Origin of the sequence: Escherichia sp. MOD1-EC6819 (assembly GCF_002965765.1) — a bacterium.
In the GTDB taxonomy this organism is placed as follows: Bacteria; Pseudomonadota; Gammaproteobacteria; order Enterobacterales; family Enterobacteriaceae; genus Escherichia; species Escherichia ruysiae.
Genome location: NZ_PTRG01000017.1, coordinates 60,097 through 77,744 on the forward strand (window position 1 = coordinate 60,097; position 17,648 = coordinate 77,744).

The 17,648-nt window shown below is 49.8% G+C and carries 19 protein-coding genes and 1 other annotated feature; of the genes, 10 read left to right on the top strand and 9 right to left on the bottom strand.

The features are described 5' to 3' along the window. Positions 1–5 precede the first annotated feature (5 nt). The gene (locus A7Z06_RS20155; protein ID WP_024165125.1) at positions 6–797 is read right to left on the bottom strand and encodes a cytochrome C assembly family protein; all 792 of its coding nucleotides are present in this window, start codon (positions 795–797) and stop codon (positions 6–8) included. Between the two features lie 166 nt (positions 798–963). Between A7Z06_RS20155 and ffh the strand changes: the two genes are divergently transcribed. The 5 genes from ffh to rplS all read left to right on the top strand — a co-directional run bounded on the left by ffh (position 964) and on the right by rplS (position 4,575). Then, on the top strand, positions 964–2,325 hold the full coding sequence (gene ffh / locus A7Z06_RS20160; RefSeq protein ID WP_000460035.1) for a signal recognition particle protein: 1,362 nt from the start codon (positions 964–966) through the stop codon (positions 2,323–2,325). 247 nt (positions 2,326–2,572) lie between these two features. Further along, positions 2,573–2,821, top strand: a complete 249-nt coding sequence (gene rpsP, locus A7Z06_RS20165) for a 30S ribosomal protein S16 (protein WP_000256450.1) — start codon at positions 2,573–2,575, stop codon at positions 2,819–2,821. 18 nt (positions 2,822–2,839) lie between these two features. Beyond that, positions 2,840–3,388: a ribosome maturation factor RimM gene (gene rimM, locus A7Z06_RS20170; protein WP_000043335.1), complete on the top strand. Its 549-nt coding sequence runs from the start codon at positions 2,840–2,842 to the stop codon at positions 3,386–3,388. A gap of 30 nt (positions 3,389–3,418) precedes the next feature. Next, entirely contained in the window at positions 3,419–4,186 is a 768-nt protein-coding gene (gene trmD / locus A7Z06_RS20175) for a tRNA (guanosine(37)-N1)-methyltransferase TrmD (protein WP_000264784.1), read from the top strand. A gap of 41 nt (positions 4,187–4,227) precedes the next feature. After that, positions 4,228–4,575: a 50S ribosomal protein L19 gene (rplS, locus tag A7Z06_RS20180; protein ID WP_000065253.1), complete on the top strand. Its 348-nt coding sequence runs from the start codon at positions 4,228–4,230 to the stop codon at positions 4,573–4,575. Positions 4,576–4,651: 76 nt separating this feature from the next. Here the strand turns inward: rplS and A7Z06_RS20185 are convergent, their stop codons facing one another. From A7Z06_RS20185 to A7Z06_RS20200, 4 genes are all read right to left on the bottom strand, one after another. Beyond that, positions 4,652–5,134, bottom strand: a complete 483-nt coding sequence (locus A7Z06_RS20185; RefSeq protein WP_000595359.1) for an OmpA family protein — start codon at positions 5,132–5,134, stop codon at positions 4,652–4,654. A gap of 15 nt (positions 5,135–5,149) precedes the next feature. Next, complete coding sequence (gene dgcN, locus A7Z06_RS20190) at positions 5,150–6,373, bottom strand: diguanylate cyclase DgcN (protein ID WP_000368159.1); 1,224 nt, start codon at positions 6,371–6,373, stop codon at positions 5,150–5,152. After that, on the bottom strand, positions 6,366–6,884 hold the full coding sequence (locus tag A7Z06_RS20195) for a YfiR family protein (protein ID WP_001212410.1): 519 nt from the start codon (positions 6,882–6,884) through the stop codon (positions 6,366–6,368). Before A7Z06_RS20195 ends, dgcN begins: the two co-directional genes overlap by 8 nt. 150 nt (positions 6,885–7,034) lie before the next feature. Then, positions 7,035–7,400, bottom strand: coding sequence for a DUF2799 domain-containing protein (locus A7Z06_RS20200; RefSeq protein WP_000976011.1), 366 nt, complete (start codon positions 7,398–7,400; stop codon positions 7,035–7,037). A gap of 209 nt (positions 7,401–7,609) precedes the next feature. Here A7Z06_RS20200 and aroF point away from each other — a divergent pair, with 209 nt between their 5' ends. Both aroF and tyrA read left to right on the top strand, forming a co-directional pair. Continuing rightward, the gene (gene aroF, locus A7Z06_RS20205; protein WP_001168056.1) at positions 7,610–8,680 is read left to right on the top strand and encodes a 3-deoxy-7-phosphoheptulonate synthase AroF; all 1,071 of its coding nucleotides are present in this window, start codon (positions 7,610–7,612) and stop codon (positions 8,678–8,680) included. 10 nt (positions 8,681–8,690) lie between these two features. Next, positions 8,691–9,812, top strand: coding sequence for a bifunctional chorismate mutase/prephenate dehydrogenase (tyrA, locus tag A7Z06_RS20210; RefSeq protein WP_000225240.1), 1,122 nt, complete (start codon positions 8,691–8,693; stop codon positions 9,810–9,812). Positions 9,813–9,851: 39 nt separating this feature from the next. On the opposite strand, the gene pheA is transcribed toward tyrA, so the two are convergent. The 4 genes from pheA to bamD all read right to left on the bottom strand — a co-directional run bounded on the left by pheA (position 9,852) and on the right by bamD (position 12,612). Further along, positions 9,852–11,012, bottom strand: coding sequence for a bifunctional chorismate mutase/prephenate dehydratase (gene pheA / locus A7Z06_RS20215; RefSeq protein WP_000200136.1), 1,161 nt, complete (start codon positions 11,010–11,012; stop codon positions 9,852–9,854). A 22-nt stretch (positions 11,013–11,034) separates the two neighbouring features. Further along, positions 11,035–11,160: a sequence feature (Phe leader region), on the bottom strand. Beyond that, positions 11,112–11,159 (bottom strand): pheA operon leader peptide PheL, encoded by a 48-nt coding sequence (gene pheL, locus A7Z06_RS20220; protein WP_001386991.1) that lies wholly within the window; start codon positions 11,157–11,159, stop codon positions 11,112–11,114. (Overlaps the previous feature by 48 nt.) 102 nt (positions 11,161–11,262) lie before the next feature. After that, positions 11,263–11,604 (bottom strand): ribosome-associated translation inhibitor RaiA, encoded by a 342-nt coding sequence (raiA, locus tag A7Z06_RS20225; protein ID WP_000178456.1) that lies wholly within the window; start codon positions 11,602–11,604, stop codon positions 11,263–11,265. Positions 11,605–11,874: 270 nt separating this feature from the next. Next, a complete protein-coding gene (bamD, locus tag A7Z06_RS20235; protein ID WP_000197686.1) occupies positions 11,875–12,612 on the bottom strand; it encodes an outer membrane protein assembly factor BamD in 738 nt (245 codons plus the stop codon). Positions 12,613–12,746: 134 nt separating this feature from the next. On the opposite strand from bamD, the gene rluD reads away from it, so the two are divergent. The 3 genes from rluD (at position 12,747) to clpB (ending at position 17,158) form a co-directional block, all read left to right on the top strand. Beyond that, on the top strand, positions 12,747–13,727 hold the full coding sequence (rluD, locus tag A7Z06_RS20240) for a 23S rRNA pseudouridine(1911/1915/1917) synthase RluD (protein WP_000079112.1): 981 nt from the start codon (positions 12,747–12,749) through the stop codon (positions 13,725–13,727). Further along, complete coding sequence (gene yfiH / locus A7Z06_RS20245) at positions 13,724–14,455, top strand: purine nucleoside phosphorylase YfiH (protein WP_000040123.1); 732 nt, start codon at positions 13,724–13,726, stop codon at positions 14,453–14,455. The genes rluD and yfiH overlap by 4 nt, the downstream gene beginning before the upstream one ends. A gap of 129 nt (positions 14,456–14,584) precedes the next feature. Continuing rightward, positions 14,585–17,158 carry an ATP-dependent chaperone ClpB gene (gene clpB / locus A7Z06_RS20250; protein WP_002431841.1) on the top strand — a complete coding sequence of 858 codons (2,574 nt, stop codon included), beginning with the start codon at positions 14,585–14,587 and terminating at the stop codon, positions 17,156–17,158. Positions 17,159–17,648 lie beyond the last annotated feature (490 nt).

Sequence of the window (17,648 nt, forward strand, 5' to 3'; positions counted from 1 at the left end):
TGGTTTTAGCTGATTAACTGCTGGACAATTCGGCTGCCAAAGTAGGCCAGTGTAAGGATGACCGCTCCTGCAACGTTAAACCAAACGACGCGGCGCCCACGCCATCCTTCATGATAATGCCCCCACAGCAGCACAATATAGACAAACCACGCCACAATAGAGAGCACGGCCTTGTCAATATTTTCCATGCTAAATAAGTTGTGCATGTAGAACAGGCCGGTACAAAGAGTGAGCGTTAACAGCACCACGCCAATTTGCGTAATGTGGAACATTTTACGCTCAATACTCATCAGCGGCGGCATTTCCTGATTGAATGCCAGCTTCTTGTTCTTCAGTTGATAATCAATCCATGCCAGTTGCAACGCGTACAGGGCGGCAATAATTAGCGTGGCATAGGAAAAGAGCGATAAGCCAATGTGCACCAGCATTCCTGGCGTTGCTTCCAGATGAGTGATGTATTCATTGGGCATGAAGGTCGCCAGCGCCAGATTGATGAGCGCAAAGGCATAAACAATCGGCAACAGCAGCCAGCCACGGTTGCGTGAGGCCACGATGGTCATTACCGTACAAATCATCAGGCTGACCAGCGAACCGACATTCAACAGGCTAAGGTTTTGTCCGCTATCGCCGCCAGGCAAAATGCGGGCTTCAAGAGCGATAGCGTGGCAGACCAGCGCGATGACCGCAGAAATAATAGCCATTCGCCGCCAGCCGCCGTTTTTTTGCAGCAGACCGGGAACAATCAGCGCGAGACTGACGGAGTAGGCGACGAGCGCGAGCAGAGCAAAAACGGGCATAGTGATGTCGACAGTTTGAGCAATGAGAAAGAAAAGCAGTATAGCGTCAGGTGAACGCTGCTCCAACCGTTGCATAACAACAAAGACGCCTTCATGTTATACTGCGGCAAAATACAGATGATGTGTCGCGATTGCGGCCAACCGTTTCCACCCCAGGCGAGAGACAATGTTTGATAATTTAACCGATCGTTTGTCGCGCACGCTGCGCAATATCAGTGGCCGTGGACGCCTTACTGAAGACAACGTTAAAGATACGCTGCGCGAAGTGCGCATGGCGCTGTTGGAGGCGGACGTCGCTCTGCCGGTAGTGCGTGAGTTTATCAATCGCGTAAAAGAGAAAGCGGTTGGTCATGAAGTTAATAAAAGCCTGACGCCGGGGCAGGAGTTCGTCAAAATCGTCCGTAACGAGTTGGTTGCGGCGATGGGCGAAGAGAACCAGACCCTGAACCTGGCTGCGCAACCGCCTGCGGTGGTGCTGATGGCGGGCCTGCAAGGTGCCGGTAAAACAACCAGCGTGGGTAAACTCGGTAAGTTCCTGCGCGAGAAGCACAAGAAGAAAGTGCTGGTGGTTTCTGCCGACGTTTATCGCCCGGCGGCAATCAAACAGCTTGAGACGCTGGCCGAACAGGTAGGCGTCGATTTCTTCCCTTCAGATGTTGGTCAGAAGCCGGTTGATATTGTTAATGCGGCGCTGAAAGAAGCCAAACTGAAATTCTACGACGTGCTGCTGGTGGATACCGCCGGTCGTCTGCACGTTGACGAAGCGATGATGGATGAGATCAAACAGGTCCATGCGTCGATTAACCCGGTTGAAACCCTGTTTGTGGTTGACGCCATGACCGGTCAGGATGCCGCCAATACGGCAAAAGCGTTCAATGAAGCGTTACCGCTTACCGGCGTAGTGTTGACTAAAGTGGACGGCGATGCGCGTGGCGGTGCGGCGCTTTCTATTCGCCATATTACCGGCAAGCCCATCAAGTTCCTCGGTGTTGGCGAGAAAACAGAGGCGCTGGAGCCGTTCCACCCGGATCGTATCGCTTCACGCATTCTCGGCATGGGCGATGTTCTGTCGCTGATCGAAGATATCGAAAGCAAAGTTGACCGCGCGCAGGCTGAGAAATTAGCCAGCAAGCTGAAAAAAGGCGATGGCTTCGATCTCAACGATTTCCTTGAGCAGTTGCGCCAGATGAAAAATATGGGCGGCATGGCCAGCCTGATGGGCAAGCTGCCGGGCATGGGGCAGATCCCGGATAACGTGAAGTCCCAGATGGACGATAAAGTGCTGGTGCGTATGGAAGCCATCATCAACTCGATGACGATGAAAGAGCGCGCTAAGCCAGAAATCATCAAAGGTTCGCGTAAACGCCGTATCGCTGCCGGTTGCGGTATGCAGGTGCAGGACGTTAACCGTCTTCTGAAGCAGTTCGACGACATGCAGCGCATGATGAAGAAAATGAAGAAGGGCGGAATGGCGAAGATGATGAGAAGCATGAAGGGTATGATGCCCCCAGGCTTCCCAGGCCGCTAATCGGCCTGGCTTATTTGCCATTTTGGCACCGGGGTATGCTCGTCATCCTCACGTACTGGGGTACGCTCCGGTGACTGCGCGCACTCCGGCACCAAACTGGCTGCGCCGCCAGCGGCCTTTTAATGCCGGGTTAGCAACTGTTGGTTGCAATTTCTGCAAAAATGAGTAAAATTTTCGGGCTTTTAATATGACACCGGACTCCGTTCCTCGATGGGGTCCGGTTGTTTTATTCACACAAGAGGATGTTATGGTAACTATTCGTTTAGCACGTCACGGCGCTAAAAAGCGTCCGTTCTACCAGGTTGTTGTCGCTGACAGCCGTAATGCACGCAACGGTCGCTTCATCGAGCGCGTTGGTTTCTTCAACCCAATCGCTAGCGAAAAAGAAGAAGGCACTCGCCTGGATCTGGATCGCATCGCTCACTGGGTTGGCCAGGGCGCAACTATTTCTGATCGCGTTGCTGCGCTGATCAAAGAAGTAAACAAAGCAGCTTAATCTGTCACGGTGGTCATGATGAGCAAACAACTCACCGCGCAAGCACCTGTTGATCCCATCGTTTTGGGAAAAATGGGTTCGTCTTACGGTATTCGTGGGTGGCTCAGAGTGTTTTCTTCCACCGAAGACGCCGAAAGCATTTTTGACTATCAGCCCTGGTTTATCCAGAAGGCGGGTCAGTGGCAGCAAGTCCAGCTGGAAAGCTGGAAGCACCACAATCAGGACATGATCATCAAGCTGAAAGGTGTTGACGATCGTGATGCGGCGAACCTGCTGACGAACTGTGAAATTGTCGTGGATTCATCGCAGCTGCCTCAGCTTGAAGAGGGTGACTACTACTGGAAAGACCTGATGGGCTGTCAGGTAGTGACCACTGAAGGCTACGATCTCGGTAAAGTCGTCGACATGATGGAAACCGGATCTAATGACGTTCTCGTCATTAAGGCAAACCTGAAAGATGCGTTTGGTATCAAGGAACGTCTCGTACCGTTCCTCGATGGGCAGGTTATCAAGAAAGTCGATCTCACTACTCGTTCAATCGAAGTAGATTGGGATCCTGGTTTTTAAACCACCGGATAAACGGTAAAAGACGGCGCTATGTGGATTGGCATAATTAGCCTGTTTCCTGAAATGTTCCGCGCAATTACCGATTACGGGGTAACTGGCCGGGCAGTGAAAAATGGCCTGCTGAGCATCCAGAGCTGGAGTCCACGTGACTTCACGCATGACCGGCACCGTACCGTGGACGATCGTCCTTACGGCGGCGGACCGGGGATGTTAATGATGGTGCAACCTTTACGGGACGCCATTCATGCAGCAAAAAGCGCGGCGGGTGAAGGCGCTAAGGTGATCTATCTGTCACCACAGGGGCGCAAGCTTGATCAAGCGGGCGTCAGCGAACTGGCAACGAATCAAAAATTGATTTTGGTGTGCGGTCGCTACGAAGGTATAGATGAGCGCGTGATCCAAACCGAAATTGACGAAGAATGGTCAATCGGCGATTACGTTCTCAGCGGTGGTGAGTTACCAGCAATGACGCTGATTGACTCCGTTTCCCGGTTTATTCCGGGGGTACTGGGACATGAAGCCTCGGCAACGGAAGATTCCTTTGCTGAAGGATTGCTGGATTGCCCGCACTATACGCGGCCTGAGGTGTTAGAAGGGATGGAAGTTCCGTCAGTGTTACTGTCGGGAAACCATGCCGAGATACGTCGCTGGCGTTTGAAACAGTCGCTGGGCCGTACCTGGCTTAGAAGACCTGAACTTCTGGAAAACCTGGCTCTGACTGAAGAGCAAGCAAGGTTGCTGGCGGAGTTCAAAAAGGAACACGCACAACAGCAACATAAACATGATGGGATGGCGTAAGCCCCCGAGATATCAGTTTACCCAGGATAAGAGATTAAATTATGAGCAACATTATTAAGCAACTTGAACAAGAGCAGATGAAGCAGGACGTACCTTCCTTCCGTCCGGGTGATACCGTGGAAGTGAAAGTATGGGTTGTTGAAGGTTCCAAAAAACGTCTGCAGGCATTCGAGGGCGTGGTTATCGCTATTCGTAACCGCGGTCTGCACTCTGCATTCACTGTTCGTAAAATTTCCAACGGCGAAGGCGTTGAGCGTGTCTTCCAGACTCACTCTCCGGTAGTTGACAGCATTTCTGTCAAACGTCGTGGTGCTGTTCGTAAAGCTAAACTGTACTACCTGCGTGAGCGTACTGGTAAGGCTGCTCGTATCAAAGAGCGCCTCAACTAAGATTTCGCTTAAGCGACATCCTGTTAAGAAGGGCTGGCCAATTGGCTGGCCCTTTTTTTATCTACTGAAATTGTATTTAAGGCGCACTAATTACCACCGCAACGCGGCGGTTTTCAGCCCGGCCCTGTGCTGTCTTGTTGCTGGCAATAGGATATTTTTTCCCTAAACCCTGAGTGGTGAGATTGCTGCGCGGAATCTGTCCACCCTCGGCCCAGGCATCGGCGACGACATTCGCTCGCTTCAGTGATAAGGCTTCGTTGTAGCTATCTTCACCATAGTTATCGGTATGACCATCCATACGGGCATGTGTTAGCCCGGTAGAGGTCAGTTTTGCCGCCATAGTCTGGATTTGTTGCTGACTTTCCGGAAGCAGTTTGTAGTCATTTTTAGCAAACAGAATAGTGTCGGATAAGCCAAGCGACCAGTCACCGGCAGATTCAGTAAAACCATAAGACTGCATAGCAGCGACTTGCTCTGGGGTAAATTTGCCTTGTGGAGTCTGGCAACCAGCCAGTATCAGAGTGGAGAAAACCAGAGGTGCTACCAGTTGCTTTATCATGTAGATATTTCCTTGTTATTTCACCAGCTTTTCGGCGCGCTGATGTTTGGCCTGATACATATTACGATCGGCAAGCTCTTGTAATTTTTCCGCAGAAGCGTGTTCGCGAGTCAGAGCGTATCCAATACTTAAGGTCATACTGGTCTGGTGACCGTTATGGAGATCGAATGGGCGATGAAAGGTTTGTGTGAGAGCAGTACAAATACGCTGTACTTCATATTCTGACAGTACGCCATACAGAATCATGGCGAACTCATCGCCTCCTATACGGTACGCTTGATGCCGTTTCCCGCTAAATTCCATTAACCGTGTTGCTATCTCGATCAAGACCTGATCACCCGTCGCGTGACCCCATGTGTCATTGATATATTTAAAATTATCGCCATCAAGAAAAAGTAAGGCTGAGGTTTCCCGAACGGCAGAATCACTCATTAACGTATTGATGCAGTTGCGGAATGCAGCGCGGTTAGCCAGGCCGGTTAACGGATCATGCAGGGCAGTACGTAAGAGTTGCGCATTTTTTGCCTGTAAACGAAGCTGCCACTCTTCCATTTCATCCAGCAGACTATTGAAGTCGAGAGCAAAGCGGTGAAATTCTTCGATACGCTCTTCCGAAACTCGTCGGGAAAAATTGCGGTTGGATCGCACATCATGAACTACATCAGTAATGTTTTTTAGCGCCTCCACCAGTCCGTTATGCAAATGGCGGGTGAGGGTGATTGCAATGCCTGATGCCAGCAGAATACAACCGGTAAGCACAGCGAGTGAAAACCAGATGAAATGGCTGATTGAACTGTCGCGAGCGGTTAACTGAACTTCGCCGATGATTTTTCCGTTGTGGCGAATGGGCTGAATTACCGGTGCGGGAAAGAGCCAGTGGCTAATGAAATTGCTGAATCTATCTCCCGGTTCTCTGGCTGTGTAGCGCCAGGATGCAATGATATTTTGCTGATTATCACGTACTTCAGCGGTTGAAAATTGACCTTGCTGCCCTAGTGCGGCCAGGGTTTCTGTCGCTGCCGAACCATCGGCAAAAACGACCGCTGCTTCCAGACTATAAGTCATGGTTGCTGCGGTGAGCGCCAGGTTTTTTTGTGCGTATTGTTTCAGTGTCAGTACCGACGTCACGGAAAGCAGCAGCCAGATCAGCGTCATGGTGATAAAGATGCTGGTCATGCTGATGTTGCGTAATGCTCTTTTAAACGTTGGTCGCTTATTAAGAGAATTATCGTTATCCATCTTTTTTCTTCCGAGCGAGCATTAAGACATCCGGGTTGACCTTTACACCACTACGCGATAAGGCATCCAGGTTGACGGCAAATCTGACATCATTATTGTTGATAATCAGACAAAAGGCGCTGCCAATAATGCACTCTGCATTTTGTTCGGCAATTAATAATAACGCCTTAGACGGATATTGTTTGATTAATTCTATCTGGAATGTCGGTGATTCGTTGCCAAAATAAAAACCATTGCAGTCTGAAATCAGTGCTTCTTGTTTGCTGTGAATGATGACGGGCAGATAAGGTAAAGAAGTCGCGCCATTATCTTGTAGGGCGGTACTAAAACGTGAAGATGAAAAAATACATAGCTTTGGCGGGCCAGATAACGCTGGCCAACGAGTGTAGCTGACAATACCGGAAACCATCAGACGCACATTTTTCGCGGCGTTAGTGGTTTCCTGAGCGAGTAATGGTGCACTCGCCAGGAGGGGCATCAGCAGTAAAAATAACCGGTGGGAAAAACGCATTCAGGGATCCTCACCACCGTCGCTCGAAATGCATCGATAATTTTTTCAGAATGCTCATTAAAATATCATTCTTTTATGCGGGCGTCATCACGATGAGAATTAAAGTTTGAATGAGTTAAATCTTATGATTAATTTATTGAGGCGCTCCAGTTAATTCAATCGCATCGTGCTGGCATTTTCATCTGCCCCTTTTTGCCATGCTTCATGTAGTTGGTTGGCATTTTCAACATTGTTGCAGCTGGCAGGGAAACTTTTACCGGAAAGCCCTCTGGCATAAGTAAAATCGATTTGGCAGGTTTTCTTTTGTCCTTCGGCATATCCTTTAAGGTATACCCCCCGATCAGCCTGTGAATCGCTAAATGTATCGCGATCTTTTATGGCAATGCCAGATATAGCATCTTCCATACCAACATCATACCAGTCGGTGCTGGTTAAGTTTGGCGCGTGAGTATAAGGATCAATCTGGCAACCACTAACCACCAAAGCCAATAAGGAACCGATAAATTTTTTCATCATTTTCTCTCCTTTTTTCAAAGCATAGCGGATTGTTTTTAATGATGGTGTAAATTTATTTATACGAATTTTGTGGCTTGTAGCTTATTAAAATTGCATGTGTAAAGTAATATTTACGTAATTTGGATTGAAATCTTTACTAGCTGTGTTATCGTTACGTCATCCTCATTGAGGATCAACTATCGCAAACGAGCATAAACAGGATCGCCATCATGCAAAAAGACGCGCTGAATAACGTACACATTACCGACGAACAGGTTCTGATGACCCCGGAACAGTTGAAGGCCGCTTTTCCATTAAGCCAGCAACAAGAAGCCCAGATTGCTGATTCGCGTAAAACTATTTCAGATATTATCGCCGGGCGCGATCCTCGTCTGTTGGTGGTGTGTGGTCCTTGTTCCATTCATGATCCTGAAACCGCTCTGGAATACGCTCGTCGATTTAAGGCCCTTGCCGCAGAGGTCAGCGATAGCCTCTATCTGGTGATGCGCGTCTATTTTGAAAAACCCCGTACGACTGTCGGCTGGAAAGGGTTAATTAACGATCCTCATATGGATGGCTCTTTTGACGTCGAAGCCGGCCTGCAAATCGCGCGTAAATTGCTGCTTGAACTGGTGAGCATGGGGCTTCCGCTGGCGACGGAAGCGTTAGATCCAAATAGCCCGCAATACCTGGGCGATTTGTTTAGCTGGTCGGCAATTGGTGCTCGTACCACGGAATCGCAAACGCACCGTGAAATGGCATCCGGGCTGTCTATGCCGGTTGGTTTTAAAAACGGCACCGATGGCAGTCTGGCAACGGCAATTAACGCCATGCGCGCTGCTGCCCAGCCACACCGTTTTGTTGGTATTAACCAGGCAGGGCAGGTTGCGTTGCTACAAACTCAGGGGAATCCGGACGGACATGTGATCCTGCGTGGCGGTAAAGCGCCGAACTACAGCCCTGCAGATGTCGCGCAATGTGAAAAAGAGATGGAACAGGCGGGACTGCGTCCGTCTCTGATGGTAGATTGCAGTCACGGTAATTCCAATAAAGATTATCGCCGTCAGCCTGCGGTGGCAGAGTCCGTGGTTGCCCAGATTAAAGACGGTAATCGCTCAATTATTGGTCTGATGATCGAAAGTAACATCCACGAAGGCAATCAGTCTTCCGAGCAACCGCGCAGCGAAATGAAATACGGTGTATCCGTAACCGATGCCTGCATCAGTTGGGAAATGACCGATGCCTTGCTGCGTGAGATTCATCAGGATCTGAACGGGCAGCTGACGGCACGCGTGGCTTAAGAGGTTTATTATGGTTGCTGAGTTGACCGCGTTACGCGATCAAATTGATGAAGTCGATAAAGAGCTGCTGAATTTATTAGCGAAGCGTCTGGAACTGGTCGCCGAAGTCGGTGAGGTGAAAAGCCGCTTTGGACTGCCTATTTATGTCCCGGAGCGTGAGGCATCTATGCTGGCCTCGCGTCGCGCTGAGGCGGAAGCCCTGGGTGTACCGCCAGATCTTATTGAGGATATCCTGCGTCGGGTGATGCGGGAGTCCTACTCCAGCGAGAATGACAAAGGTTTTAAAACGCTTTGCCCTACGTTGCGCCCGGTGGTTATCGTCGGTGGTGGCGGTCAGATGGGGCGCTTGTTCGAGAAGATGCTGACCCTATCAGGTTATCAGGTGCGGATTCTGGAGCAACATGACTGGGAACGTGCAGCTGATATTGTTGCCGATGCCGGAATGGTGATTGTCAGTGTGCCGATTCATGTGACCGAACAGGTTATCGCCAAATTACCGCCTTTACCGCAGGATTGTATTCTGGTCGATCTGGCATCGGTGAAAAATGGACCGTTACAGGCCATGCTGGCGGCACATGATGGTCCGGTGTTGGGACTTCACCCGATGTTTGGCCCGGACAGCGGCAGTCTGGCGAAGCAGGTGGTGGTCTGGTGTGATGGACGCAAGCCGGAAGCATATCAATGGTTTCTGGAGCAAATTCAGGTTTGGGGCGCGCGGCTGCATCGGATTAGCGCCGTCGAGCACGATCAGAATATGGCGTTTATTCAGGCACTGCGCCACTTTGCCACTTTTGCTTATGGTTTGCATCTGGCAGAAGAAAATGTTCAGCTTGAGCAACTTCTGGCGCTCTCTTCGCCCATTTACCGCCTTGAGCTGGCGATGGTCGGGCGACTGTTTGCTCAGGATCCGCAGCTTTATGCCGACATCATTATGTCGTCAGAACGTAATCTGGCGTTGATCAAGCGTTACTATAAGCGTTTTGGCGAGGCAATTGAGCTGCTGGAGAAGGGGGACAAGCAGGCGTTTATCGACAGTTTCCGCAAGGTGGAAAACTGGTTTGGCGATTATGCGCAACGCTTCCAGAGTGAAAGCCGCGTGTTATTGCGTCAGGCGAACGACAGTCGCCAGTAGTCATCTTGTGCCGGGGAGGCATCACCCGGCACGATTTCATCACGCCGGGTCAACAGGCACTACATTCTCACTTGGGTAACAGCCTAATACCTTCATCGAACGGGTAATTTCACCTAACTCTTTCAATGCTTTTTGCATTTCCGCTGATTCAAGATTGGCCTGAATATCCAGATAAAACATCTCTTCCCACGGATTACCGTGAATCGGGCGTGATTCCAGACGGGTCATAATCAGATTATGGTTACGCAGTACCAGCAATGCTTCTACCAGTGCACCAGCTTGTTGTCCGGTCGCCATTAATAATGTGGTTTTTGCCGGAACCTGGTCAGACACGTTAATCGCTTTACGTGCCAGCACCACAAATCGGGTGAAGTTTTGTCGCTGATTTGCCTCAATACGTTCCAGTACCTGTAAACCGTACAAAGTGCCGCCTGCCTCGCTCCCCAGTGCAGCAACATGCGGTGATTTTGCCTGTGCAACCTTTTCCATCGCCGCAGACGTACTTTCGGTATATTCAATCTTCCAGTGCGGGTAACGATTAAGAAATTTACTGCATTGCTGGAACGGCTGTGGATGGCTGTAGACTGTGGTGATGGTTGATAAATCTGTAGTACCAGAAACCAGCAGGCAGTGATCGATGGTCAGCGTCATCTCGCCAACAATCGATAAGCTGGTATGTTGTAGTAGATCGTAAACGTCGTTTATGGCACCTGAACTGGTATTCTCAATCGGTACTACCGCATAGTCGGCCTGACCGGTTTCCACCTGATTAAAAATATCAGCAAATTTTGCGCAACCGCTTTCAATAAATTGTTCGAAATGGCGGGCAGCGTACTGACGTGCGGCAAGGTGTGAATAGGAACCTTTAGGGCCGAGAAAAGCAATACGTGCTGAATGTGGATTAATTTTATTGAGATGCTGCTGGAGCAGTGCCTGCTGAGTTAATACGGAATCTTCAATGATGAGCTGGAACAGGCGAGTAATGTAATGGGCGTCCAGATGGTGCGTTTTACCGAGCGTAATTAATCTTTCCAGTAAATCGCGTTCACGATCAATATCACGCACGGGGCGATGAGAGAGCAGTTTGGCTTTTCCCACCTCGACAGCCAGTTCACGCCGCTCTGCCAGTAACGCCAGTAATTTTTCATCCAGCGCGCTGATTTTCTCGCGCAGCGCCAGTAATGGGTTTTCCGATGTCATAGTGTTGCCTTTTTTGTTATCAATAAAAAAGGCCCCCCGGTTTGGGAGGCCTTATTGTTCGTCTTCGCATTCTGTTTCACACGACGAAACGCCTCCCATTCAGGGGAAGGTAAAAAAGAATGCGAAGAAGAACGGCGTGTGTTTCATGTTTGTTTCCTTAAGCGACTTAAGTACAGTACCTGTACTGTTTTCACGCTGTCAACAAAAAACGCGCCCGAAGGCGCGTTGGCGATACACTCAATATAAAGGACTACTCTTCTTCAACTTCTTCGACGAAGTTGGCGTCTTTCACCGATGTTGCGGCACGACGTGCTTCGCCTTTGTGCTGCAGTTTATTGAGCTGCCGTTCCAGCTTGTTGATCAATTCGTTAATTGCGGTGTACATATCTTCATGTTTACCACTGGCAACCAGAACGCCGTTAGGTGTATTGATTGTGGCGTCAGCAACGAACCCTTGTGGCTCTTTGGACAAAATGATATGTGGATTAATCAGATGTGTTTGCCATTTTTCCAGTTTGGCGAGACGGTCTGCGACATGTTGGCGGATGGCCGGAGTAATTTCCATTTGTTTGCTGGTAATGTTCATTGTCATAAATTTTACCTCTTGTCTTCCCGTCTTGGTGAATTCAGCATACCGTTCCTGATGTCAAAATGTGTGATGGAAATCTCATAATTTTGTCACTTTTTGTCAATGAGGCTTTTTTGTGAGAAATCGCAGGAAGAGGTGTTTTTTTACTTGAGGAATATCTCAAAGCGAGCCATATTTGATGAGATCGGTAGTGACTAAATCGCTTCAGTTTCACAACTGACAGAATAAAAAAACGGCAGCTCAAGGGCTGCCGTTTTGTGTTTCAGGTTTTTGTTATGTATTGCTGCTGTTTGCAGCGATGATTTTCGCTACTTTTTCAGCTTGCGCATTCATCTGCATCTGACGGTATGCATTTTCCATCAGCGGCAGCGCATCACGCGTAGCCTGGGTATCCGGGTAATCGCGCAACATGCCTTCTACACGGTTAACGACGGCAACCCATGCACCACGTTCTGTATAGTACTCAGCAACGGAGTATTCATATTTCGCCAGACGATCTTTCAGGAATACCAGACGTTTGGTGGCATCGGTGGTGTACTGACTGTTCGGATAGCCGCGAACCAATTTGGAAAAGTCACTAAACGCAGCTCGTGCATGTTGAGGATCGCGATCGCTACGGTCAACGCCAAAGAACCCTTGCAGCGCACTGTCATCCAGCGCCATATTGGTCAGGCCACGCATGTACATGACATAATCGATATTCGGATGGGTCGGGTTGAGGCGAATAAAACGATCGATGGCAGCCTGTGCTAACGGCAAATCGGCGTTTTTATAGTAGGCGTAGATGAGATCCAGCTGCACCTGCTGCGAATACGGACCAAACGGATAGCGATTATCTAACGCTTCCAGTTGCGTTATTGCCTGTCTCCAGTTACCGTCCTGCAGCTTTTGTTGTGCAGTCGCGTAAATTTCATTTGGCGGATTATCAGGTACTTCTTCCTTTGACCCCGAGCAACCCGCCAAAAACAGGCTTAGTGTGGCGGCTGCCACCAGATATTTCATGCGCGTCATGACGTTTTGACTTTCCTCAAAATGTAATACGGGAGATTCTCTGTTCCTGCTCCCGGTTAAGACCAGCTACAATAGCACACTATATTAAACGGCAAAGCCGTAAAACCCCAACGATAAACGAAGAAGCAGTATATATGGCACAACGAGTACAGCTCACTGCAACGGTGTCCGAAAACCAACTCGGTCAACGCTTAGATCAGGCTTTGGCCGAAATGTTCCCGGATTATTCACGTTCGCGAATAAAAGAATGGATCCTCGACCAGCGCGTGCTGGTTAACGGCAAAGTTTGTGATAAGCCGAAAGAAAAAGTATTGGGTGGCGAGCAAGTTGCCATCAACGCTGAGATTGAAGAAGAAGCGCGTTTTGAACCGCAGGATATCCCGCTGGATATCGTCTATGAAGATGAAGATATCATCGTCATTAATAAACCGCGCGACCTGGTGGTACATCCTGGCGCGGGTAACCCGGATGGCACGGTATTGAATGCGTTGCTTCATTACTATCCGCCCATTGCTGATGTTCCACGTGCGGGCATTGTCCATCGTCTGGATAAAGACACCACTGGTCTGATGGTTGTCGCAAAAACCGTTCCGGCTCAGACGCGTTTAGTCGAATCTTTGCAACGGCGTGAAATTACTCGTGAGTACGAAGCGGTGGCAATTGGTCATATGACCGCTGGCGGTACGGTGGATGAGCCAATTAGTCGTCACCCGACCAAACGTACCCATATGGCGGTGCATCCAATGGGCAAACCGGCGGTCACTCACTATCGCATTATGGAACATTTCCGTGTGCACACGCGTCTGCGGTTGCGTCTGGAAACTGGACGTACGCATCAGATCCGCGTGCATATGGCGCATATCACCCATCCGCTGGTGGGCGATCCGGTTTATGGTGGTCGTCCGCGTCCGCCAAAAGGGGCTTCGGAAGCATTTATCTCCACGCTGCGTAAGTTTGACCGCCAGGCGCTACATGCAACCATGCTGCGTCTTTATCACCCAATCTCCGGTATCGAAATGGAATGGCATGCGCCTATTCCACAAGATATGGTGGAGCTGATTGAGGTGATGCGCGCCGATTTCGAAGAGCATAAGGATGAAGTGGACTGGTTATGAGTAAACTGATTGTCCCGCAGTGGCCGCTGCCAAAAGGTGTTGCGGCCTGTAGCTCTACTCGTATCGGCGGCGTGAGCTTGCCGCCGTATGACTCGCTCAACCTCGGTGCCCATTGTGGCGATAACCCGGATCACGTTGAGGAGAATCGCAAGCGACTTTTTGCTGCGGGCAATTTGCCTTCAAAACCGGTCTGGCTTGAGCAGGTACACGGCAAAGATGTGCTTAAGCTTACTGGCGAACCCTATGCTTCAAAACGAGCGGATGCCTCTTATAGCCACACGCCCGGTACGGTTTGTGCTGTGATGACTGCCGACTGCCTGCCCGTGCTGTTTTGTAATCGTGCGGGAACGGAAGTCGCCGCCGCTCATGCTGGCTGGCGTGGACTGTGCGCTGGCGTGCTGGAAGAGACGGTTTCCTGTTTTGCTGATAATCCTGAAAACATTCTCGCCTGGTTAGGGCCGGCAATTGGTCCACGCGCGTTTGAAGTGGGGGCGGAGGTTCGTGAAGCGTTTATGGCTGTAGACGCCAAAGCGAGTGCAGCTTTCATTCAGCATGGTGATAAGTTTCTGGCGGATATTTATCAGCTTGCCCGGCAGCGTCTGGCGAGCGTTGGTGTTGAGCAGATTTTCGGCGGCGACCGTTGTACATATACGGAAAATGAGACTTTCTTCTCTTATCGTCGCGACAAGACTACGGGTCGTATGGCAAGTTTCATTTGGCTGATATAACCTAAAGAATCAAGACGATCCGGTACGCGTGATTTTCTTTTCACATTAATCTGGTCAATAACCTTGAATAATTGAGGGATGACCTCATTTAATCTCCAGTAGCAACTTTGATCCGTTATGGGAGGAGTTATGCGTCTGGATCGTCTTACTAATAAATTCCAGCTTGCTCTTGCCGATGCCCAATCACTTGCACTCGGGCACGACAACCAATTCATCGAACCACTTCATTTAATGAGCGCCCTGCTGAATCAGGAAGGGGGTTCGGTTAGTCCTTTATTAACATCCGCTGGCATTAATGCTGGCCAGTTGCGCACAGATATCAATCAGGCATTAAATCGTTTACCGCAGGTTGAAGGTACTGGTGGTGATGTCCAGCCATCACAGGATCTGGTGCGCGTTCTTAATCTTTGCGACAAGCTGGCGCAAAAACGTGGTGATAACTTTATCTCGTCAGAACTGTTCGTTCTGGCGGCACTTGAGTCTCGCGGCACGCTGGCCGACATCCTGAAAGCAGCAGGGGCGACCACCGCCAACATTACTCAAGCGATTGAACAAATGCGTGGAGGTGAAAGCGTGAACGATCAAGGAGCTGAAGACCAACGTCAGGCTTTGAAAAAATACACCATTGACCTCACCGAACGAGCCGAGCAGGGCAAACTCGATCCGGTGATTGGTCGTGATGAAGAAATTCGCCGTACCATTCAGGTACTGCAACGTCGTACTAAAAATAACCCAGTGCTGATTGGTGAACCTGGCGTCGGTAAAACTGCCATCGTTGAAGGTCTGGCGCAGCGTATTATCAATGGTGAAGTTCCGGAAGGGCTGAAAGGCCGCCGCGTACTGGCGCTGGATATGGGCGCGCTGGTGGCAGGGGCGAAATATCGCGGTGAGTTTGAGGAACGATTAAAAGGCGTACTGAACGATCTCGCTAAACAGGAAGGCAACGTCATCCTGTTTATCGACGAATTACATACTATGGTTGGCGCGGGTAAAGCGGACGGCGCAATGGATGCTGGGAACATGCTGAAACCGGCGTTGGCTCGTGGTGAACTGCACTGCGTGGGTGCCACGACGCTGGACGAATATCGCCAGTACATCGAAAAAGATGCTGCGCTGGAACGTCGCTTCCAGAAAGTATTTGTCGCCGAGCCAACGGTGGAAGACACCATTGCTATTCTGCGTGGCCTGAAAGAACGTTACGAACTGCACCACCATGTGCAAATTACTGACCCGGCAATTGTTGCAGCGGCGACGTTGTCTCATCGCTACATTGCTGACCGTCAACTGCCGGATAAAGCCATCGACCTGATCGATGAAGCAGCATCCAGCATTCGTATGCAGATTGACTCAAAACCAGAAGAACTCGACCGACTCGATCGTCGTATCATCCAGCTCAAACTGGAACAACAGGCGTTAATGAAAGAGTCTGATGAAGCCAGTAAAAAACGCCTGGATATGCTCAACGAAGAACTGAGCGACAAAGAACGTCAGTACTCCGAGTTAGAAGAAGAGTGGAAAGCAGAGAAAGCATCGCTTTCTGGTACACAGACCATTAAAGCAGAACTGGAACAGGCGAAAATCGCTATTGAACAGGCTCGCCGTGTAGGTGACCTGGCGCGGATGTCTGAACTGCAATACGGCAAAATCCCGGAACTGGAAAAGCAACTGGAAGCCGCAACGCAGCTCGAAGGCAAAACTATGCGTCTGTTGCGTAATAAAGTGACCGACGCCGAAATTGCTGAAGTGCTGGCGCGTTGGACTGGGATTCCGGTTTCTCGCATGATGGAAAGCGAGCGCGAAAAACTGCTGCGTATGGAGCAAGAACTGCATCATCGCGTTATTGGTCAGAACGAAGCGGTTGATGCGGTATCTAACGCTATTCGTCGTAGCCGTGCGGGGCTGGCGGATCCAAATCGCCCGATTGGTTCATTCCTGTTCCTCGGCCCAACTGGTGTGGGGAAAACTGAGCTTTGTAAGGCGCTGGCGAACTTTATGTTTGATAGCGACGAGGCGATGGTCCGTATCGATATGTCCGAGTTTATGGAGAAACACTCGGTGTCTCGTCTGGTTGGTGCGCCTCCGGGATATGTCGGTTATGAGGAAGGTGGCTACCTGACCGAAGCGGTGCGTCGTCGTCCGTATTCCGTCATCCTGCTGGATGAAGTGGAAAAAGCGCATCCGGATGTTTTCAACATTCTGTTACAGGTACTGGATGATGGGCGTCTGACTGACGGGCAGGGGAGAACGGTCGACTTCCGCAATACGGTGGTCATTATGACCTCTAACCTCGGTTCCGATTTGATTCAGGAACGCTTTGGTGAACTGGATTATGCACACATGAAAGAGCTGGTGCTCGGTGTGGTGAGCCATAACTTCCGTCCGGAATTCATTAACCGTATCGATGAAGTGGTGGTCTTCCATCCGCTGGGTGAACAGCACATTGCGTCGATTGCGCAGATTCAGTTGAAACGTCTGTACAAACGTCTGGAAGAACGTGGTTATGAAATCCACATTTCTGACGAGGCGCTGAAACTGCTGAGCGAGAACGGTTACGATCCGGTCTATGGTGCTCGTCCTCTGAAACGTGCTATCCAGCAGCAGATCGAAAACCCGCTGGCACAGCAAATACTATCTGGTGAATTGGTTCCGGGTAAAGTTATTCGCCTGGAAGTTAATGAAGACCGGATTGTCGCCGTCCAGTAATGATAAAACGAGCCCTTCGGGGCTCGTTTTTGTCTATAAGTTAGACGGAAAAGACTATATTTAAGATGTTTTGCTTGAAAAATGAGCGAACGATAAAGTTTTTTTATTTTTCGCTTGTCAGGCCGGAATAACTCCCTATAATGCGCCACCACTGACACGGAACAACGGCAAACACGCCGCCGGGTCAGCGGGATTCTCCTGAGAATCTCAACAGAGAAAAGCAAAAAAATGCTTGACTCTGTAGCGGGAAGGCGTATTATGCACACCCCGCGCCGCTGAGAAAAAGCGAAGCGGCACTGCTCTTTAACAATTTATCAGACAATCTGTGTGGGCACTCGAAGATACGGATTCTTAACGTCGCAAGACGATAAATGAATACCAAGTCTCAAGAGTGAACACGTAATTCATTACGAAGTTTAATTCTTTGAGCATCAAACTTTTAAATTGAAGAGTTTGATCATGGCTCAGATTGAACGCTGGCGGCAGGCCT